This window comes from Flavobacterium granuli (genome assembly GCF_900129705.1).
GTDB classification, from domain to species: domain Bacteria; phylum Bacteroidota; class Bacteroidia; order Flavobacteriales; family Flavobacteriaceae; genus Flavobacterium; species Flavobacterium granuli.
The window spans coordinates 40,070-61,311 of record NZ_FQWO01000002.1 but is presented as its reverse complement, the minus strand read 5'-3'; the positions used below and the strand labels follow the sequence as shown (position 1 = coordinate 61,311).

Sequence of the window (21,242 nt, the reverse complement as noted above, 5' to 3'; positions counted from 1 at the left end):
TGCCGCAGTATTTCGTGCTCAGGAATCTTAAATCAATCCCGATGGTTTCGGGACGTTAATTAAAAATCAAAAAACCCATGTATATAGCGCCAGTAACTGTTGATTTGCTGTTTTCGGAAGCCGAGAAAGAGACTTTGTATATCAAATTAGTCGAGCAATTGAATAAAGATTTTAATCTGGCCAATGAAGGAGTTGATTTTCCTTTGAGTATTTCTCCAGAGGAATTAAAAATTCAATTGCATGAAAAAATCTACAGGTTGATTCAATATAAATTTGCCGAATACCTCAATCTGCTTTATATTATTGATGTTTCTGAGCAGCAGATAAAAGAACTGGACGGATCAGACTTAGTGATTCTGGCCGAAGAGGTTTCTTTTTTGATTCTAAAAAGAGAGTGGCAGAAGGTTTGGTTCAGGAATAAATATAAATAATTTCTTTTTGATTGGGATTTCTCTGTTCTTTGAAAAGGGAAAAATCAAAAATAAACCCTTACAAAAGGCATGAAAGCGCTGCCGTAAATGTCATTGGTGTCATTCAATACATTGTAACGGGCTCCAATAGTTACATTGCCGGTTCTGTAACCAGCGCCCAGAAATAAGCCGGTGTTCCAATAATCCTGGGAGTTATTGCTTGATCCGTCAAGGTTTACATTGACTCTTAATTCTTCTAATTCTGCCGAAAGCTGAATTTCTTGAATCGGGTTGAACAAGGCGATTATACTGCCTCCGTATAGATGCGAAGCGTAATAATTTTTCTGTTTGATATAGGCGTATTGTGCCCCGAGTCCTAAGGCGACATATTCATTGAAGTTGTAAATGGCACTGGGAGCCAATGAAATGTCGGTATAGCCGGTGCCCAGACTCAAGCCGATTCCGCCTCCAAATTGCACATTTCTCCAGAAATCGTTTCCGGAATTTGACACGCTTTTTTGTTGTTGTGCCAACAGATTATTTGAAATTAATAAAACAATGGCAGCTAAAATTAATTTTAAAACAGAAAAAAAGCGATTCTTTCTCATAATTATTTAAATTTAGAACAATTTAACATTTAAATGTAAATAAAAGTAAATATAAATTTAGTGGATTATTGTACTTTTGCCAAACTATTTTAACAAAAAGTATATTCACTGATATTATGGATAGGTTTTCATTTTTAAACGCAGCACATACAGAGTTTTTTGCACAATTATACGATCAATATTTAGAAAATCCAGATAGCGTAGAGCCAAGCTGGAGGAGTTTTTTTCAAGGTTTTGACTTTGGGATGGCTACTTATAATGAGGAAAACCCAGCGACATACATAGCAAATGTAGCAGCCGGGGCTATAGAATGTGCACCTATTTCTGAAAAACTTCAAAAAGAATTCAACGTATTAAAACTGATTGACGGCTACCGTTCTCGTGGTCATTTGTTTACAAAAACAAATCCGGTTCGCGATCGTAGAGCATCAACGCCTACTTTGGATATCGAAAATTTTGGACTTGCAAGTTCTGATTTGAATACTATTTTTGATGCGGCCAAGATTATAGGAAAAGCGCCTTGTTCGCTTTCGGATATTATTAAGCATCTTGATACGATTTACTGCCAACACATTGGTGTCGAGTACATGTATATCAGGAATCCTGGCGTTATTAAATGGATTCAGGATAAGCTAGGTGTAAATGATAATTTGCCTAAATTCTCTAACGAGGAGAAAAAATCAATCTTGAATAAATTGAATGAGGCGGTTTCTTTTGAGAATTTCTTGCATACAAAATATGTAGGTCAAAAACGTTTTTCGCTAGAAGGAGGAGAAACAATTATTCCGGCTCTGGATGCTTTGATTGAAAAAGCTGCCGAAAAAGGAGTGGAACAATTTGTTATGGGAATGGCACACCGTGGTCGTTTGAACGTTTTGGCAAATATATTTGGCAAATCTACCCAGGATATTTTCGGCGAATTTGATGGTAAAGATTACGATCAGGAATATTTTGACGGAGACGTAAAATACCATTTGGGCTTAACAGCTGATAAAGTTACTGCCACAGGTAAAAAGATAAACATCAATTTAGCGCCAAATCCATCTCACTTAGAGACAGTAGGGGCGGTAATTGAAGGAATTACCAGAGCGAAACAGGATAAGTATTTCCCGGATGATTTTTCAAAAGTATTGCCAATTGCGGTACACGGAGATGCGGCCATAGCTGGACAAGGGATTCTTTATGAAATCATTCAAATGGCTCAGCTTGATGGTTACAAGACAGGCGGTACCATTCATATTGTTATCAATAACCAAGTTGGATTTACCACAAATTATACCGATGCCCGTTCTTCTAAATATTGTACAGATGTTGCCAAAGTAACGTTGTCGCCAGTATTGCATGTCAATGCCGATGATGCCGAAGCGGTAGTACATGCCATGGCATTTGCTTTGGACTATAGAATGGAATTTGGACGTGATGTGTTTATCGATTTATTAGGCTATAGAAAATACGGACATAATGAAGGTGATGAACCTCGTTTTACACAACCGGTATTGTATAAACTTATTGCAAAGCATAAAAATCCTAGAGACATTTATGCTGAAAAATTATTGTCAGAAAGTGTTATCGACGCTACTTATGTCAATAGTTTAGAGGTAGAATATAAATCGAATCTAGAAATCAATCTGGAAGCTTCACGCAAAAAAGATTTGACCATTATCACTCCATTTATGAAAAATGAATGGAAAGGTTTTGAGCAGGTGACTGATACTCAAATGTTGCAAAAGGTGGATACGACTTATCCTAAAGAAGGTTTGACTCAGGTAGCAAACGCTATTTGTAATTTACCTTCGGATAAAAAGTTTATCAAAAAAACAGAAAAATTAATAAACGACAGGAAAACGATGTTCTTTGAAACCAATCAATTAGATTGGGGAATGGGAGAACATTTGGCCTATGGCTCTTTATTGCAGGAAGGTTATGATGTTCGTATTTCCGGTCAGGATGTGGAGCGTGGAACTTTCTCTCACCGTCATGCTGTGGTTAAGGTAGAAGATTCGGAAGAAGAAGTAACATTAATAAATAGCTTAGAAGGAGCAAAAGGAAAATTTCATATTTTTAATTCCTTTTTATCAGAATACGGGGTTTTAGGATTTGATTATGGATATGCTTTGGCTAATCCTAATACATTGACGATTTGGGAAGCACAGTTTGGAGATTTCTCTAATGGCGCTCAAATTATGATTGACCAATACATTTCCTGTGGGGAAGACAAATGGAACAATCAAAACGGAATTGTTTTACTACTGCCTCACGGCTACGAAGGGCAAGGAGCAGAACACTCTTCGGCTAGGATGGAAAGGTATTTACAGCTTTGTGCCAGACATAATATGTATGTTGCCGATTGTACCACGCCGGCAAACTTCTTCCACCTGTTGAGAAGACAAATGAAAACCACTTTCCGTAAACCACTTATCGTGTTTACACCAAAGAGTTTATTGCGTGATCCAAGATGCGTTTCTTCAATAGAAGAATTCACTAACGGAAGTTTCCAGGAAACAATTGATGATACAACAGTAAACAAAGAAGAGGTAAAAACCTTAGTTTTCTGCACCGGTAAATTCTATTATGACATCACTGCCGAAAGAGAAAATAACGGACGCAAAGATGTTGCCGTAGTGAGAATTGAACAATTATTCCCATTACCGGTAGAACAATTAAAAGCAATTATCGCTCAATATCCAAACGCTGATGATTATGTTTGGGCACAAGAAGAACCAAAAAACATGGGAGCTTATAGCTTCATGTTGATGAATTTCAACTTGGTAAAATGGAGATTAGCTTCTTTGAAAGCATATTCGGCTCCGGCTTCCGGAAGTTATACCAGAGCAAAACGCCGTCATGCCGATGCTATCAGAATGGTTTTTGATAAAAATTTATTTACATAATTGTTTTATGAGAAAAATAGTTTTAATAATCCTTGTTTTATTTACGGTAGGAAGTTATTCTCAAGAAATTAAAAGTCCAAGTGAAGGAAAATCATTAGTGTATTTTACAAGAGTTTCCTCAATGGGTTTTTTGATTAATTTTAAATATTTTGATGGAGAAAAGTATTTAGGTAAGTTTAATCATGGTAAATATTTAGCATACGAATGTGAGCCCGGAAAACATTTATTTTGGGCTAAATCTGAAAATGTAGATTATTTAGAGGCAGAACTTGAGGCAGGTAAAGTTTATATAGTTGATTCTGAACCTCAAATGGGTGCATTTAAGGCTGGAGTAAAATTAATACCTTTCGATAATAATAAAGAAAATTATAAGAATATTAAGAAATACGAAAGAAAAAAGGCAAGTGTATTGGAAGCAATATCAGGCGCCAAAGAATATACAATAAGTGAAGATGATTTGAATGAAGCTAAGAAAGATCAGGAAGATTTAGTAAAGCGTTCAATCGAAAAATATAATAAACGAAAAGCTGATGGCGAGGTTTATACCGTTATTTCAGTGAATGATAACTATATTTCGAATTCGGAAACAGGAAAATAAGGCAACAACTTTATAAGTGTTGAAAGCGAAATAACATAAGAAATTTAAAATTCATAATTTAAAAATTATACAAGATGATTTTAGAAATGAAAGTCCCATCACCAGGGGAATCTATAAAAGAAGTTGAAATTGCAACTTGGTTAGTAAAAGACGGAGATTATGTAGAGAAAGACCAAGCAATTGCTGAGGTTGATTCGGATAAAGCAACACTGGAATTACCAGCTGAAGCCAGCGGAATCATCACATTGAAAGCCGAAGAAGGTGACGCAGTAGCGGTAGGGGCAGTAGTTTGTTTAATTGACACTGCAGCGGCTAAGCCATCAGGTTCAGCAGCAGCTCCGGTAGCAGCAGTTGAAGCTCCAAAAGCAGCTCCGGCTCCAGCTCCAGTTGCAGCTCCAGCAGCAACTTATGCTTCAGGGACTCCATCTCCGGCAGCAAGAAAAATATTAGACGAAAAAAATATAGCGCCTGCTTCTATCACCGGAACAGGAAAAGACGGAAGAATCACTAAAGAAGATGCCGTAAATGCAGTGCCTTCAATGGGAACTCCTACAGGAGGATCCAGAGGAACAGAGCGTACAAAGCTTTCTATGTTGCGTCGTAAGGTAGCCGAAAGATTGGTTGCTGCCAAAAACGAAACAGCCATGTTAACTACTTTTAATGAAGTAAACATGACGCCTATCAACTTGATCCGCAATCAATATAAAGATGAATTCAAAGCGAAGCATGGTGGTGTAGGTCTTGGATACATGTCATTTTTTACCAAAGCGGTAACAAGAGCTTTGCAATTGTATCCTGATGTAAATTCTATGATGGATGGTGATTATAAAGTGGCTTACGATTTCTGCGATATCTCTATCGCTGTTTCAGGGCCAAAAGGATTGATGGTTCCTGTTGTTCGTAACGCAGAGAATTTGACTTTCCGTGGTGTTGAAGCCGAAATCAAAAGATTAGCCATTAGAGCGCGTGATGGTCAAATCACTGTTGATGATATGACGGGCGGTACATTTACAATTACCAATGGTGGTGTTTTTGGATCGATGTTATCAACTCCTATTATCAATCCTCCTCAATCTGGAATCCTTGGAATGCACAATATTATCGAGCGTCCGATTGCCGTAAACGGGAAAGTAGAAATTCACCCAATGATGTATGTGGCGCTTTCTTATGATCACAGAATCATCGATGGCCGTGAGTCTGTTGGTTTCTTAGTTGCTGTTAAAGAAGCTTTAGAAAATCCAATGGAATTATTATTGGACAACAATCCTAAAAAAGCATTTGAATTGTAAGATTCATTTCTAATTATAAAAGAATCCCATTTGACAATATTTGTTAGATGGGATTTTTTTTTATTTCAACAAATACAAATAATGATTGTAATAATCCACAATTGCCTTGCCTTTCATCAAGACATCGGCACCTATAATGCCGTGAACGGGTTTGGCTTTGTATTGCAATAAGGCTTCGTTGACATGGGATAAATCAAAAATGACTAAATCAAAGTCGTTGCTTTTCCAAGACCCCAATTGTATTCGGTTATTTAATGCGGTCTGGGTAAACATACCCGTGGCTCCGGCTCCCGAAGCCTTGGTTTTAGATTCTTTGGCCTGAAGTTCAAATAATTCAACGGTTTCGAATCCTACGCAACTGTTGGAAGCTCCCGTATCCAGGATAAAATTTCCTTTGACACCATTTATTTTTGCCTTTATCAAAAGATGCTGGGTTTTGGTAATTTTAAATTTGACTTTTCGGTAATTTTCCTTTTTAAGGATGTTGTGCAGGTTTTTCATATGCAGACATTTGTTGCTTTTTCTTGGTCATATGTAATACGCCAGTTTGAAATATATCTTTATTTCAGTTTGTGTTTTCGCAAACAGGGCTATTTCATAAATCAAAAAATGATATTCAAATATAATCTAAAAAGACAGGAATCTGAAAATTGACCAATCTAAATAGTAACTTTGCGGCTTTCAAATAAGACAAATGATAATTACTGATACCCATACCCATCTTTATAGTGAAGAATTTGATGAAGATCGAGATTTAATGATACAACGCGCCTTGGATGCCGGTGTTTCAAGATTTTTTATTCCCGCAATAGATTCCAATTGTACTGAAAGCATGTATGATTTGGAGAAAAAATATCCTGAAAATGTCTTCCTGATGATGGGTTTACATCCCACTTATGTCAAAGACAATTATCAGGATGAATTAAAGCATGTAGAAGAGGAATTGGCTAAAAGAAAATTCTACGCCATTGGAGAAATTGGGATTGATCTGTATTGGGACAAAAGCCATTTGAAGGAACAGCAAACTGCTTTTAGGAAACAAATTCAATTGGCCAAGCAGTATAAATTACCTATTGTGATTCATTGTCGTGACGCTTTTGATGAAGTTTTTGCTGTTTTGGAGGAGGAAAAATCACCGGACTTGTTCGGTATTTTTCATTGTTTTTCCGGAACCTATGAACAGGCTTTACAGGCAATTTCCTATAATATGAAACTGGGCATCGGAGGCGTGGTAACTTTTAAAAACGGAAAAATAGATCAGTTTTTGAACCAAATAGATTTGAGTCACATTGTTTTAGAAACAGATTCGCCTTATCTGGCTCCGATTCCGTTTAGAGGAAAAAGAAATGAAAGCAGCTATTTAATAAATGTTATCGATAAATTGGCTCACATTTATGGTCTTTCGGCAGAAGAAATTGCAAGTCGAACTACTGAAAATTCTAAGATAATTTTTGGGATTTAAAATAGAATTCACAATAATTTGATATTTTTTTTGTTCATTTGCCCACCTAAAATAACCAAAATGCAAAAATTTGACGCTATTCGGCCATTTTATGATTCCGAAATTAATGATGCTATTCGCAATGTGATTGATCATCCTATGATGAAGGCATTGATGAATTTTACTTTCCCTGATGTGGCTGATGAAGTTTGGAAAGAGCAGCTTAGGAAAACCCATTCCATTCGTGATTTCCAATGTAATTTTATTTATCATACCATACAGAATGTTCTTCAGAGAAGTTCCGACGGATTGACTACTTCAGGTTTTGAAAAGTTAGAAAAAAACGAATCCTATTTATTTATATCCAATCACAGAGATATCGTTCTGGACACGACCTTGCTGAACGTTGCTTTATTTGAGCATGGGTTGGTGATGACGGCATCGGCTATTGGTGATAATTTAGTTAAAAAAGATTTCCTGAATACCTTGGCTAAGATGAATCGCAATTTTTTAGTTCAACGCGGTTTGACACCACGGGAGATGCTGCAAAGTTCTAAAACTTTATCCGAGTATATCGGTCATTTGTTGCAACATGAAAACAGATCGGTTTGGATTGCGCAACGGGAAGGAAGAACCAAAGACGGTAATGATGTTACGAATCCGGGAGTTTTAAAGATGTTGGCCATGGGTTCTGATGAGAAGAATCTGATGGATTATTTTAAGAAGATAAAAGTGGTTCCGGTTTCTATTTCGTATGAATATGACCCAACGGATGTTTTGAAGATTCCACAATTGTTGGCCGAAGCCAATAATGAAGTCTATATCAAAGAGAAAAATGAGGATTTCATGACGCTTCTTAGCGGTGTTATGGGACAGAAGAAGGGAATTCACATCCATATAGGAGATGTGCTTGATAAAGAGATTGATGCTATTAAAGAAGAGTTTGATAATTCTAACAAACAGATCCAAGCATTAGCACAAGTGATTGACGATTCTATATTGAGCAATTACAAGTTATGGCCTACGAATTATATTGCCTATGATATTTTGAATAAAACAAATACCTATGCTTCGTTTTATACCGCAAACGAAAAATCGCTTTTTGAGCGTAGATTAGATATGCGAATAGATGCCGAAAATCCAATTGCGCTGCAGGGATTGTTGGATATGTATGCCAATCCGGTTGTTAATAAAATGAAGTATATAGATGAGCTCAAAAGCTAAAATATTTTTAATATATACAGGCGGAACCATTGGGATGCGCAAAGATTTTGATACGGGAGCATTAAAAGCATTTAATTTCAGTAAATTATTGCAGCGCATTCCTGAATTGAAACAATTGGACTGTGAAATAGAAACTTTTTCCTTCAAGCATCCGATTGATTCCTCCAATATGAATCCAGAAAAATGGGCGGAGATTGCTTCTATTATTGAAGCTAATTATTCCAAATTTGACGGTTTTGTGGTGTTGCACGGCTCAGATACAATGTCCTATTCGGCCTCGGCAATGAGTTTTATGCTGGAGAATTTGGCCAAGCCAGTGATCTTTACCGGCTCGCAATTGCCTATAGGGGATTTGCGTACCGATGCCAAAGAAAATCTGATTACCGCCATTCAAATCGCTTCATTGCAAATTAATGGGAAACCAGTTATCAGTGAGGTTTGCCTTTATTTTGAATATAAGTTGTATCGCGGCAATAGATCGACCAAGATTAATGCCGAACATTTTAAAGCCTTTACTTCGCCAAATTACCCTGCATTAATGGAATCCGGGGTGCATTTAAATATGAGAACTGAATTGTTTTTGTCTAAAAATGAAGGCAGGGAATTATTGGTGCATAAAAAAATGGACAATAATGTGGTTATCGTTAAAATGTTTCCGGGAATTAGCGAGCTGGTTTTGTCGGCGATTTTTGACATTCCAAATCTAAAAGGAATTGTACTTGAAACCTATGGATCCGGAAATGCACCTACCGAGGATTGGTTTTTGAAATTATTGGTTAAGGCGATAAATAGAGGTTTGCATGTTATTAATGTGACCCAATGTTCCGGCGGAAGTGTTAACATGGGGCAGTATGAAACCAGCACTTCGATGAAGGAAATTGGCGTAATCTCCGGAAAAGACGTCACGACCGAAGCGGCGATCACCAAATTGATGTATTTGTTGAGTCAAAATGTACCTCAAAATCAGTTCAAAACAATGTTTGAGACATCTTTGCGTGGAGAAATACTATAATAATGTTATTTTATTTTTCTAAGTCACTTTTTTTTGTGTTCTTTGCAAACCTAAAATAGAGAGGTGTCCGAGTGGTTTAAGGAGCTAGCCTGGAAAGCTAGTATGTGGGCAACTGCATCGAGGGTTCGAATCCCTTCCTCTCTGCGAATGAAATTTCAAAATGAATCAAAACCCTTTAAATCCCAGTGTTTAAAGGGTTTTTTGATTTAAGCAATTATCCAATTTATTCGTTTTTTCTCATAATGGAGGTGCACTTTGAGGTGCACTTTGAAAAAGAGAAGTTCAGGTGCACCTATTTTATGAACCAGTCTGAAAAATGGACATCTTGTCTTGTGTTGGCAATTAAAGTAAATTAATTATCAACTCAAAAGCTTACCAAGATGAAAACTACAATCATTGTACTCTTCTACCTCAGAAGATCAAAAGTCAATGCTCAGGGGCGAATGCCAATTTTCCAAAGAATAACTGTAGACGGTCGACGATTTGAGGTCAGTACCGGGCATTATGTTGAAGAATCGAAATGGTCGGTCAATTCGAGCAGAATGAAAGGCAACTCTGAGGAAACCCGAACAATAAACAGCCAGCTCGAAATGTGGAGAGCGAAGGTTTACGAAACCGAGAAACGTCTTTTTATGAGGGAATCAGAAATCAATTTTGAAACATTCAAAAACGAATACCAAGGCAAAAAAGAGCGCTCCCGTCTTCTGATTCCAATTTTCGAAGAACATAACCGAAAAATAAAAGAACTAGTCGGATTGGAATATGCTGCCGGAACATTAGAACGTTATGTAACCTCTTTGAAGCATACCCAGGATTTTTTGAATTGGAAATACAAGCTCAGCGATATCAGCATCGATAAAATCGACCATGCTTTTATCACCGAATACGAATTCTATCTGCGCAGCGAAAGAAAATGCGCCAACAATACCGCAGTCAAATACATCAAGAACTTCCACAAGATTATCAATCAATGTTTGGCTAACGGATGGCTCAACAAAGATCCCTTTGTCAATTACAAAGGCAAAGTCAAAGAAGTTGTTCGGGAATTTTTGAACGAGGACGAAATCGAGTCGATGATAAAAAAAGAGTTTGTATCCGAGCGTTTGGATTTGGTCCGTGATATATTTGTTTTCAGCTGCTTTACCGGCTTGGCCTATATTGACGTGAAGCAACTCACAAAAAGCAATATCAGTCTGGGAATCGATGGCGACAAATGGATTTTTAAAAACCGCCAAAAAACCGATACTACCTCCAGAATCCCGCTGTTGCCAACAGCGCAGCTGATAATCGATAAATATGCCGATTATCCCGTCTGTAAAAATGAAAACCGACTGCTTCCTATTCTGAGCAATCAAAAGATGAATGCCTATCTTAAAGAAATCGCGGATGTTTGCGGAATCAAAAAAGAACTCACCTTCCATATTGCCCGGCATACTTTTGCCACCACCGTAACGCTCTCCAATGGTGTGCCACTGGAGACCGTGAGTAAAATGTTGGGACATACAAACCTGAAAACAACCCAACATTACGCCAAAATCCTTGACAAAAAAATCAGCGATGATATGATGATTTTGAAATCAAAACTCAAAGCTCCATTCAAAAAAGAAAATGCATCTTAGGCAAAACCCATTCTCTTCCAAAAAGGCAGTTTTAGACTGCCTTTTTTAATGCGATATTCTCAGTAATTTAAGTTTTTGACTAGCTTTTAAAAAAAAACATTAAATCATTTAATAGTAATAATCGTAATATTATTCTTATTATTGACTTGAGTTATATAAATAAAAACCTATAAAACTATGATTATGAATTGTACTTATGAAGTATTTTTTAATGAATTAGAAAAGGAATTTACCCGACTTGAAGATTCCGAAACAGAACCGCTTCTTCAGGCACAAACAGTACTGAGCTTTTTAGAAGAAAAACTCAAACTGCTTAATAAATGGCTTAAATATCATGTTTTTGAAACCCCTGAAGAGGAAATCTATTTCTTTAAATTCTTGAAACCTTCTTTCGTATCTAAAATCATTTTTTATAAATCAGTACTTAAAACAGAATCACATGTCCCTATCAACAAAAAGGAAAAGCTAAAATATTTCAACAGATCATTGAAAAAAATTCATGATTTAACGGTCGAAAATCACATCTTTTACACTTATTTCAGAACCGCTTCATCATTTAAGGATAATGATTATTTTCTCCGGAAAACCTATAAGGAATTAATTAAGAACGATCTGATGCTGTTGAATTACGATTCTAAAATATCCACCTCCCATGATTATCTGATGGCTCAAATGCTATCGGCAGCAACCTTGACAAAATATTTCGAAGAAAGAATCGATCAAATTCAAAATAAGGAAAGCTTTAATCCTATAAAAACCTATCAATGGTGTGGTACCCAAACCGATTTCGTAGAAATTGTCTATGTGCTGCACTATTTTCGTGTCATTAATAACGGAAATCTATGCATAAAGGAATTTGCCATTAATCTGGGCAAATTTTTTAATGTTGAGATAAACGCTAATAAAGTTTACGATACATTTCAAAAAATTAAAGGAAGAAAAACTGACCCGACAAAATTCCTCAGTAAGGCAATCGAAAATTTCTGCAAAAGAATTTTCGAAGAATCTTTCCGAAAATAAAGCGAAAAATCCAGGCTGGCCCTGGATTTTTCTTTTAAGTTTTTTCTTTTACTGTAAAATCATTTAGCAGGTATACGCTACTAGCGTCTTTAGTCCAAAATAGCGGTTTGCTCCTATTTTACGTTGAAACGGAAAAGCGTGGTTTTGGCCATTTCAAAAAATTTTAAGCTTTATTGACAGCTGTTTAACATTGATTTTGCCCTTAAATACACGCTACCCGCTAACTGCCTGCTATTTATTCTTTACTAAATAAAGTTGCTTTGTCTCATAACCATTCAAACAATTTTATTATGAATTTACATCCTAAGAAATTATTCCCGGAAACAGACAATCTGGAATTATTGAATCACCAAGTCGTTACCAAAAAAGACCTCTGGCATTTTGCTAATCTATTGCTCAGTGAGATCAAAAATAGCCCAAGAGAAGAAAAGCCGGCCCAATGGCTCAAATCCACCGAAGTGCGAAAACTACTCAAAATATCGCCCGGAACCCTTCAGAACCTCCGTGTCAATGGAACCTTAAACTACAAGCGCATCGGCGGTCTGATCTACCACAAATACGAGGATATCCAAAAGATGTTGGATAAATAAAATCGATAAATTTCTCACATCTCACAATTCACATTTCACTGCCATGAATTACATAAAGCACCTTACCGCCTATTTCGAAAAAGTATCAACCGATTTCGAATTAAATCCTTCCCATGTCAGCCTGTATATGGCCTTGTTCCAATTGTGGAATGTCAACCGCTTTCAAAGCCCCATCAGTATCTCCCGTGATGAGGTAATGCGCATCAGTAAAATCTGTTCTAAGGCAACCTATCATAAGTGCATGAAAGATATCCACAACAAGGGATATATCAAATACGAGCCTTCTTATAATCCATTTCGGGGCAGCATAGTGCATTTATTCAATTTTAGTGACGACTTAAAACCGGTACCAAAAAAGGAACGCAGAGTACTAAAAAACAGACAGGCTGCTAAACAAGTTCTTGAACAGGCATTAAACAAGCTCCAAACTAATGATGAGACAAGTGCTGAACAGGCACTGAACAAGCAGCAAACAAGTACTGGGACAGGCACTGAACAAGCGCTGGTATCTTATATAAACAATACAAACAGTATAAACAGTACAAACGATTTAAACATTATAAACTTGGGTGAGCAAAAAAAAAGTGATGATAAAAACTTTAAATCATTAGAAGAAAATGATGAAAAGAAAAAAAAGTTGCGCGAAAAAAAAGAAATAAGTGAAGTTCAAATTCCAACTAGGTCATCCCGGTCAAATCATCCCGAGCCTGTCAAATCGAGCCTGTCACATCGTGCGGACTCAAGATGCGAGATGCGAGGAGCCAAAGAAAAAATCCCTCCCAATCCCGATGAGCTAACGACCTTTTTCCTGGAAAAAAACTTTACGGAAACCGAAGCCCAAAGATTCTTCAATCATTTCCAAAGCAACGGTTGGCTTGTAGGAGGAAAATCCAAAATGAAAGACTGGAAAGCAGCCGCCCGCAATTGGATGCTCAATGCAACCAAGTTCGCCAACAACACTAAAACCCCAACAACTAACCAACCCAAACCGGCTCATCTTCATAGCCTAACTCAGAAAAATTATGACGAACCCTTGTAAAACCGTTGTCGAGACCTACCAAATCATTGACAACATCAAAAACTACAGCTTCAGCAAATGCCTTAGTTATCTCGAATACCAGGGCAAAATCACCTACGGCAATTCTTTCCAGATCTGCGAAATTGACCACGAAACCATTTATAAATTATTGATTTATGCCATCAAAGACAAAAAAGAAGCTCATAGACTCAATTTAGACCTTCGCAAAGGCATATTGCTGTCCGGTACAATTGGATGTGGAAAAACGTCGATAATGAGCTTATTAAGGCCGTTTGTGTATCCTTCGCTCGACTATAAAATGAAGAGTTGTCGTGAAATTGCTTTCGACTTTGCCAAAAACGGCTTTGAAACCATGGCCAATTACAACCAAATCCAACACAAAAGCACTCGTTTGGCGAGCTATTGTTTTGATGATCTTGGCGCCGAACAGCAAATCAAGCATTATGGCAATGACTGCAATGTGATGGCCGAGATCCTGATCAGCCGCTACGAACATTTTGTGATGAATAATTCCGTTACCCACCTGACCACCAATCTTTCGGCCACAGAAATCGAAAGTTACTACGGCAACCGAGTCCGTTCCCGGATGAGAGCCATGTTCAACCTCATCGCCTTTGATAAGGAAACAAAGGATAAAAGGTAAATCAAAAATGCGATTGCGACCTTGGTAAAATTGGGCTGTTTTTAAAAATGATGTTTTTTTTAAATAAGGAATTCTGTTAATTCAATAAAGTGTTGAAAAATAAAATAACGTTCGTGCTATTTTAAAAACATATAGTTTTTTAAAATAACCAAGTTCCTTATTTTAAAAATAGTGGTGTTTTTAAAATAAGGGAGAGAATGTTTTTGGTATATATTTTTCTTAAATTTTTCAGATAGGTTATTATTTCGAAAAGTTATAGATTTACGTTTTCACAATGACACTGCATAAATGTAAATGAAGTAATTTCACAGAGGGACATCCGTGTCCCTCTGTGAAATAGCGAAAATAATTTTGAGAGGGACACTGATGTCCCTCTCAAAAAAACAGGATGAATTTCTGGTAGGGAAATCAGTGTCCCTACCGGAAAAGAATTCTAAAGAAATCAAATAATTATGACTAACACCGAATTAATTGAACTTATTGATGAGTTAAGAGCTTTACCAAAAGAGAATGAATGGGTAGAGTTCAAAACCGGCAACGTAACAACAAATGACAAATTGGGACAATATATTTCCGGATTGTCAAATGCAGCTTGCATTGCCAATCAGCCATTTGCCTATTTGGTATTTGGAATTAATGACGAGACCCATCAGGCGGTTGGAACTAATTTTAATTTTAAGAATCGCAAAGAAGGAAACGAGGAGGTGGAGTTATGGGTTAGACGTTTTTTAGGCCCCTCAATAAAATTTGACCATTTCATTTGTGACTACAACGGAGTTAATTTAGAGATTTTCAGAATACCCGCGGCGGCAGCTGAACCTACTAATTTTAAAAATCATCCCTATATCCGTTTTGACAGTAGTTTAACCGACTTGAAGAAATATCCGCATTTTATGAGAGCCATCTATAACTCTCAAACAGATTGGTCTGCCCAAATTGCCGAAAAAGCAACGATTGACAATCTGGATCCCAATGCAATAAAACTCGCCAGAGAAAAATACAAGGAAAAGAACACCAATGCTGCTTTTTATGATGAAATTGACAATTGGACCGACAAAACATTTCTGGATAAGCTAAAAATTACTATTGACGGCAAGATTACCAATACTGCCATTATATTATTAGGAAAGCCGGAAACAGCTCATTTTATTTCGCCTGCGGTGGCACAAATCACTTGGAAGCTCGATACCGAAGAAAAAGCATATGAACATTTTAATATGCCTTTGTTTGCTGAAGTAAATGTGGTACTGTCTAAAATTAGAAACGTAAAATATAAATTCTTTCCTGACAATCAATTAGTGGCTACTGAGGTAATGAAATACGATACCGAAGTAATATTGGAGGCCTTAAACAATTGTATTGCACACCAGGATTACAGCAGACACGCTCGTATTTTGTTAACTGAACAAATCAATAAATTAATTTTCAGCAGTGAAGGTAGTTTTTTTGAAGGAACAGCAGAGGAGTATTCCGCTGGGGACAAAACTCCGAAAAAATACCGTAACAAATGGTTGGCGGAAGCGATGGTAAATCTTAATATGATTGACAGTTTGGGTTATGGTATTTATAAAATGTACAAAAGCCAACGCAAAAGATATTTTCCTTTACCGGATTATACAAAATCGACTAGGGATACTGTCGTACTTGAAATTTATGGACACACCATTGACGAAAATTATTCTAAATTGCTAATCGAGAAAAAAGATGACTTAAGTCTAACCGAGGTCATACTTTTAGATAAGGTACAGAAAAAACAAGAGATAACGGATGAAGGGGCTAAATTACTAAAGAAAAAAGAATTAATAGAAGGCCGTAAACCAAACTATTATATTTCGGCTAAACTGGCCGAACTAACGGGACAAAAAGCCAATTACACTAAAAATAAAGGATTAGATAAAGACGTTTATAAAGGTTTTATTCTAAAACATATAGAAAATCACGGTTTTGCCACGCGTGAAGAAATTGACAGCCTGCTATTGAATAATTTACCCGACTATATGACTGAAAAGCAAAGGAAAAAGAAAATTCATAATCTGCTACAAGAAATGTCAGGTGTTTCTATAGTTAATAACGGCAGTAGAGCAAAATCAAAATGGGTTTTATTAAAAATTTAGCAAAGAGAATTCTAATTTAGCAAAGAGAATTCTAATTCATTTTGTCTAAAACCATTGATTTTGAAGTTGTTGTGCTTAGTTAAGATCAAAAAAATTAGCAAAGGAAATCAGAAATTTAGCAAAGGAAAGGACTACCAATAGAATTGAGAATCTTGGAAGCAGAATAAAGCCTAAATGGCTCGTCCCGTACGCTTCAAATGAAATCCTAACTTTTACGGCCTGGCCTTCAGTGGACAAAAGTTAGATATCCACTTGACCAGTAATCTTTCGGTCACAGAAATAGAAACTTACTACGGCAACTGTCTCCGTTCCCGGATGAGAGCCATGTTCAACCTCATCGCCTTCGACAAAAACATCAAAGACAAACGATAGGTGAATGATGTTTCATATCATGTAAATCAGGTTAAACCTGACAATAAAGCTACAATGTGTAGTTTTTATTAAATAACCAAGTTCCTTATTTTAAAAATAGTGGTTTTTTTAAAATAAGGAGGAGGATATGTTTTGATAAAGAAACAAAGGATAAGCGATGAAATCCTAAGTTCTTGTTCATAAATAAAAACTGTTCATGCAATAGGAACAAGTAAATAAAATGAACAAAACCATTAAAGAAACGACCCACATTTTGGCAATCTTACTATAAGGGATAAATGATTAATATTGTCAGTTTTTTCATCTTCAAGGGCGAACTTAAAATTCTTGATAAAATGTTCTGTATATTGCACTATTATTTTATTTAACAAGTATGGGCAACTTTACACAAACTACATCAAAAGATGAAACAATTTAAAGTTGTAGCTGCAATAATAGCACATGAAAACAAAGTTTTATGTTTGCAAAGAGGTAAAAACAAGTATGACTATATTGCTAATAAATATGAATTCCCAGGAGGTAAAATAGAGTCTGGCGAAACAGTTGAAGAAGCATTAAAAAGGGAAATATTAGAAGAATTGCAACTCGACATAACGATTCAAAAACCATTTTTAATTGTCAACCACAATTATCCTGACTTCTCAATTACACTTCACTCTTATCTCTGCACCACGAATACAACTAATTTCACATTGACTGAACATGTTGATTTTAAATGGTTAAATAAAGAGGAACTCGCTCAATTAGACTGGGCTGCAGCAGACATTCCTATTGTTAAATCTTTAATGCAAACCAATGACTAACGGACTTTATGAACAATTAATAACCAAGTTAGTTTCCTCTAAACTGGATTCTATAAATAAGGATAATTTTTTCATCAAAGAAAATCAAATTGAAAAAGCAGAAGCCTCTTTGATTTTGAGTAACCATCTTGCTGAAGTTATTAATAAAGCTTTACTTTTTTTTACTAAATCGGATAGTTTAGAATTGCAAATTCAACTATCAAACAGAATCATTAGATTATTAAGACACGAACTTGAAAACGAAGAATTCGATGATGATCTAATAATGACAAATGGAAGAATCTTAAGCGCTGTGTTTTCTAAAATTGATTCCGGAATTGTTGATTTTGAAGCTCATTTAAAAGAAATTAATCCGTATACCCGTTTAACACAAAGCGAACTTTTTACCGGTTCTAATACCGGTTTATCTTTGGAGAGCGAATTAAAAAAAGAAATACTTTCTTCTGATAGAATTGACTTTTTGGTCTCATTTATCAAATGGTCTGGAATAAGAATTTTCGAAAAAGAACTACGCGAATTTACAAAAAAAGGAAATAAGCTTCGGGTTATTACAACTTCATATATGGGGGCCACTGATCTAAAAGCCATCGAGTTTTTAGCGAGTTTACCAAATGTAGAAGTAAAGATTTCATACAACACAGAAAATGAAAGGCTACATGCCAAATCCTATTTGTTTTACAGAAATACAGGATTTCATACGGGCTACATTGGCTCTTCCAATTTGTCTAGAAGCGCACTAACAAGTGGTTTAGAATGGAACCTGAAAGTAACCACAAAAGAAGTCGGACACATCATCGATAAATTTTCCAAAACATTTGAAACCTATTGGCAGGACAAAGAATTTGAAACTTTTATTGAAATCGAACACCGAGAAAAACTTCAAAAAGCATTAAATAACGAAAAATTATATGAAAGAGGGGATGCGGCTTTCTATTTTGAAATAAAACCGTATCATTTTCAGCAAGAAATATTAGAAAAATTAGATGCCGAAAGAAAAGTCCATAAAAGGTATAAAAATTTACTTGTTGCCGCCACAGGAACCGGAAAAACAGTCATTTCCGCTTTTGATTTTAAAAACTTCCGAAACAGTAATCCTAATGCAAAATTATTATTTGTAGCCCATAGAAAAGAAATATTGCAACAAGCGCGTGCAACATTTGCGGGAGTACTAAGAGATAATAACTTTGGCGAATTATGGGTAGATGGTCAAGTACCTTCCGATTATTCGAACGTTTTTGCATCCGTTTTAACATTAAATAACCAAGTTGACAATCTAAAACTTTCTACTTCATTTTTTGATTTTATAATCATTGATGAAGTACACCACATAGCGGCCAAAAGTTATAGACCAATATTAGAAAAATTTAGCCCAAATGTTTTGTTAGGCCTTACTGCTACACCAGAAAGGATGGATAATGAAAACATTCTTGATGATTTTTGTGGAACTATAGCCGCCGAAATCCGATTGCCAGAAGCTTTGAACAAAAAGTTGCTGTGTCCATTTCAATATTTCGGGATCACTGATAGTATTGATTTAAGGCATATTAAATGGAATAAAGGCAAATATGATATCGCTGAGTTGACTAAAGTCTATACGGAGAATGATATACGAGTAGGAGAAATTATAAAAAAATGCAAAGATTATTTAACCGATTATAAGAATGTCAGAGCTATTGGTTTCTGTGTTTCAAAAGAACATGCTATTTATATGGCCGAAAAATTTTATTCCGCAGATATTAAGGCAGATTATATCGTAAGTGGTGATGGCAGGGACGGTTTGCGTGAAAAAATAAAATCAAGCTTTAGAAAAAAGGAAATCAATTATCTTTTTGTGGTTGATATATTTAATGAAGGTGTCGATATTCCGGAAATAGATACCGTTTTATTTTTAAGACCAACCGAAAGTTTAACCGTATTTCTTCAACAGCTCGGGAGAGGTTTGAGGCTTTCAGATAACAAAGATTGTTTAACGGTACTGGATTTTGTAGGGAATTCAAGGGCTGAATATGATTTTGAGGGTAGGTTTAGAGCATTAATCGGAAAAACAAATACCTCAACCAAAGAAGAATTAGAGAATGATTTTCCACATTTGCCGCTGGGATGCTCTATTATTTTAGAAAAAAAGGCAAAAGAAATTATTCTTGAGAATATTAAAAAAGCTACCCAACTAAGAGAAAAAGATCTCATTAATAAAATCATTAATTTTCAACATCATACTAACGAAGAATTAACCTTAAAAAACTTCTGTAATTTTTATCATATTCCACTGGCTGTAATTTACAAGAAAAAAACATGGAACAGATTATGTGTTCTCGCTAATATTAAAGAGGATTACCCTAATAGAAATGAAAAGGAACTTGTTCAGGCAGTTTCAAAAAAATGGCTAGCTTGTAATTCTTATTCCTATTTGAATTTTATTTTGCAACTGGCAAAGAATAATTTTAATGTCAATGAGAAATACACCAAGGAGAACACATTGTTTCTAAACATGCTGTATTATGATTTTTGGCAGACGCCAAGATTGTATCCAACTCTGAATGAGGCGATTTCGGCTATTGGAAATAATCCGGTTATAGTAAGTGAAATAATTGATGCTTTAGAAATTATAATTGATAATATTGCCCACATAGAGTTAGATATAGATTTGGCATATCAACAACCACTAAAAGTGCATAGCCGATATACCAGAGCGCAGATTTTAGCAGCATTTGGTGTCAATAATTTTCAAAGCAAAACAGGTTCTATTTCCGGAGTTTTAAATATTAAAGAAAAAAACACAGAACTTTTATTTATTACTTTAGAAAAGACAGAAGAAAAATATTCGCCAACAACCATGTATAATGACTATGCAAAAAGTGAAACTATTTTTCATTGGCAATCACAAAATACAACTACACCGCATAGCAATAGTGGGAGATCATATATTAACCAAGAAATTAATGGGAAACGGATTTTATTATTCGTCAGAGAGAAAGAAACCGATAGTTTCAATAATACCATGTCTTATGTTTTCTTAGGAGATTCAAAATTTATAGACTCCAACGGTTCTCAACCCATGAATATCAATTGGGAGTTAAAGGAGCCCATTCCGCATTATATCTGGAAAGAAACGGCTAAGATGGCTGTAGGTTAATATTTTTTATGCCCCCAAAAACAAGAGTGTCATAAAAATCACTAGTACCGCAGATGAAGTTCGTCTAACAAAAAGCATTGTAGCATCTGGAGTATAGATATCGCAAAAACGATAAAACTGTTTTCGTTGATAGTGAATTTTTCCATGGCAAGGATTAGTAAATACTTTTATTCATAGAACCTATAGAGAAAATCAACTCGCTCTCCGAAGACTCCTGTCTTCGGACTTCTTATTTCCAATTATTCCTGTCGATTTTTTTTTTGCCAAGAAGACTATTTTTATAGCACGTCCCGCCGAAAAAAGCGGGTCGGGCTGTTCGCTTAAAATGAAATTCAGCGAATACAAATTAAATAAAATCCAATGAGCTAATCTTCTGCTTTGTAAACTACGCAGGAGGATATCCGCTGCCATCCCTTGCGAGCTTTAGTTTTCCCTA

At 35.9% G+C, this 21,242-nt stretch carries 18 protein-coding genes and 1 tRNA gene; 16 read left to right on the top strand and 3 right to left on the bottom strand.

What is annotated here, in order from left to right:
- Window positions 1–77: 77 nt before the first annotated feature.
- A complete protein-coding gene (locus BUB25_RS03255; protein ID WP_072939926.1) occupies window positions 78–431 on the top strand; it encodes a hypothetical protein in 354 nt (117 codons plus the stop codon).
- Window positions 432–475: 44 nt separating this feature from the next.
- Here the strand turns inward: BUB25_RS03255 and BUB25_RS03250 are convergent, their stop codons facing one another.
- Complete coding sequence (locus tag BUB25_RS03250) at window positions 476–1,018, bottom strand: hypothetical protein (RefSeq protein WP_072939923.1); 543 nt, start codon at window positions 1,016–1,018, stop codon at window positions 476–478.
- Window positions 1,019–1,134: 116 nt separating this feature from the next.
- Between BUB25_RS03250 and BUB25_RS03245 the strand changes: the two genes are divergently transcribed.
- The 3 genes from BUB25_RS03245 to odhB all read left to right on the top strand — a co-directional run bounded on the left by BUB25_RS03245 (window position 1,135) and on the right by odhB (window position 5,796).
- On the top strand, window positions 1,135–3,909 hold the full coding sequence (locus BUB25_RS03245) for a 2-oxoglutarate dehydrogenase E1 component (RefSeq protein ID WP_072939919.1): 2,775 nt from the start codon (window positions 1,135–1,137) through the stop codon (window positions 3,907–3,909).
- A gap of 7 nt (window positions 3,910–3,916) precedes the next feature.
- On the top strand, window positions 3,917–4,507 hold the full coding sequence (locus BUB25_RS03240; RefSeq protein WP_139256885.1) for a hypothetical protein: 591 nt from the start codon (window positions 3,917–3,919) through the stop codon (window positions 4,505–4,507).
- Window positions 4,508–4,581: 74 nt separating this feature from the next.
- Complete coding sequence (odhB, locus tag BUB25_RS03235) at window positions 4,582–5,796, top strand: 2-oxoglutarate dehydrogenase complex dihydrolipoyllysine-residue succinyltransferase (protein ID WP_072939913.1); 1,215 nt, start codon at window positions 4,582–4,584, stop codon at window positions 5,794–5,796.
- A gap of 60 nt (window positions 5,797–5,856) precedes the next feature.
- Here the strand turns inward: odhB and BUB25_RS03230 are convergent, their stop codons facing one another.
- The gene (locus BUB25_RS03230) at window positions 5,857–6,297 is read right to left on the bottom strand and encodes a retropepsin-like aspartic protease (protein ID WP_072939910.1); all 441 of its coding nucleotides are present in this window, start codon (window positions 6,295–6,297) and stop codon (window positions 5,857–5,859) included.
- Window positions 6,298–6,490: 193 nt separating this feature from the next.
- On the opposite strand from BUB25_RS03230, the gene BUB25_RS03225 reads away from it, so the two are divergent.
- The 7 genes from BUB25_RS03225 to BUB25_RS03195 all read left to right on the top strand — a co-directional run bounded on the left by BUB25_RS03225 (window position 6,491) and on the right by BUB25_RS03195 (window position 12,702).
- Window positions 6,491–7,258, top strand: coding sequence for a TatD family hydrolase (locus tag BUB25_RS03225; RefSeq protein WP_072939907.1), 768 nt, complete (start codon window positions 6,491–6,493; stop codon window positions 7,256–7,258).
- 60 nt (window positions 7,259–7,318) lie between these two features.
- The gene (locus tag BUB25_RS03220) at window positions 7,319–8,461 is read left to right on the top strand and encodes a 1-acyl-sn-glycerol-3-phosphate acyltransferase (protein ID WP_072939904.1); all 1,143 of its coding nucleotides are present in this window, start codon (window positions 7,319–7,321) and stop codon (window positions 8,459–8,461) included.
- Entirely contained in the window at window positions 8,445–9,473 is a 1,029-nt protein-coding gene (locus BUB25_RS03215; protein WP_072939901.1) for an asparaginase, read from the top strand. Before BUB25_RS03220 ends, BUB25_RS03215 begins: the two co-directional genes overlap by 17 nt.
- 57 nt (window positions 9,474–9,530) lie before the next feature.
- Window positions 9,531–9,617 (top strand) — tRNA-Ser (locus BUB25_RS03210).
- A gap of 236 nt (window positions 9,618–9,853) precedes the next feature.
- Window positions 9,854–11,092, top strand: coding sequence for a site-specific integrase (locus BUB25_RS03205; protein WP_072939898.1), 1,239 nt, complete (start codon window positions 9,854–9,856; stop codon window positions 11,090–11,092).
- A 183-nt stretch (window positions 11,093–11,275) separates the two neighbouring features.
- Window positions 11,276–12,112, top strand: a complete 837-nt coding sequence (locus BUB25_RS03200; protein ID WP_170066881.1) for an RteC domain-containing protein — start codon at window positions 11,276–11,278, stop codon at window positions 12,110–12,112.
- A gap of 290 nt (window positions 12,113–12,402) precedes the next feature.
- On the top strand, window positions 12,403–12,702 hold the full coding sequence (locus tag BUB25_RS03195; RefSeq protein ID WP_084089418.1) for a helix-turn-helix domain-containing protein: 300 nt from the start codon (window positions 12,403–12,405) through the stop codon (window positions 12,700–12,702).
- A 100-nt stretch (window positions 12,703–12,802) separates the two neighbouring features.
- On the opposite strand, the gene BUB25_RS16795 is transcribed toward BUB25_RS03195, so the two are convergent.
- Window positions 12,803–12,937: a hypothetical protein gene (locus tag BUB25_RS16795; RefSeq protein ID WP_262987395.1), complete on the bottom strand. Its 135-nt coding sequence runs from the start codon at window positions 12,935–12,937 to the stop codon at window positions 12,803–12,805.
- A 6-nt stretch (window positions 12,938–12,943) separates the two neighbouring features.
- Between BUB25_RS16795 and BUB25_RS03190 the strand changes: the two genes are divergently transcribed.
- The 5 genes from BUB25_RS03190 to BUB25_RS03170 all read left to right on the top strand — a co-directional run bounded on the left by BUB25_RS03190 (window position 12,944) and on the right by BUB25_RS03170 (window position 20,806).
- Window positions 12,944–13,741, top strand: a complete 798-nt coding sequence (locus tag BUB25_RS03190; RefSeq protein WP_244533803.1) for a transcriptional regulator — start codon at window positions 12,944–12,946, stop codon at window positions 13,739–13,741.
- Entirely contained in the window at window positions 13,725–14,384 is a 660-nt protein-coding gene (locus BUB25_RS03185) for a P-loop NTPase family protein (protein WP_072939889.1), read from the top strand. Before BUB25_RS03190 ends, BUB25_RS03185 begins: the two co-directional genes overlap by 17 nt.
- A gap of 452 nt (window positions 14,385–14,836) precedes the next feature.
- Window positions 14,837–16,498 (top strand): RNA-binding domain-containing protein, encoded by a 1,662-nt coding sequence (locus BUB25_RS03180; RefSeq protein WP_072939886.1) that lies wholly within the window; start codon window positions 14,837–14,839, stop codon window positions 16,496–16,498.
- A 776-nt stretch (window positions 16,499–17,274) separates the two neighbouring features.
- The gene (locus BUB25_RS03175) at window positions 17,275–17,673 is read left to right on the top strand and encodes a (deoxy)nucleoside triphosphate pyrophosphohydrolase (protein WP_072939882.1); all 399 of its coding nucleotides are present in this window, start codon (window positions 17,275–17,277) and stop codon (window positions 17,671–17,673) included.
- Window positions 17,666–20,806 carry a DUF3427 domain-containing protein gene (locus BUB25_RS03170; protein ID WP_072939880.1) on the top strand — a complete coding sequence of 1,047 codons (3,141 nt, stop codon included), beginning with the start codon at window positions 17,666–17,668 and terminating at the stop codon, window positions 20,804–20,806. Before BUB25_RS03175 ends, BUB25_RS03170 begins: the two co-directional genes overlap by 8 nt.
- Window positions 20,807–21,242: the final 436 nt, after the last annotated feature.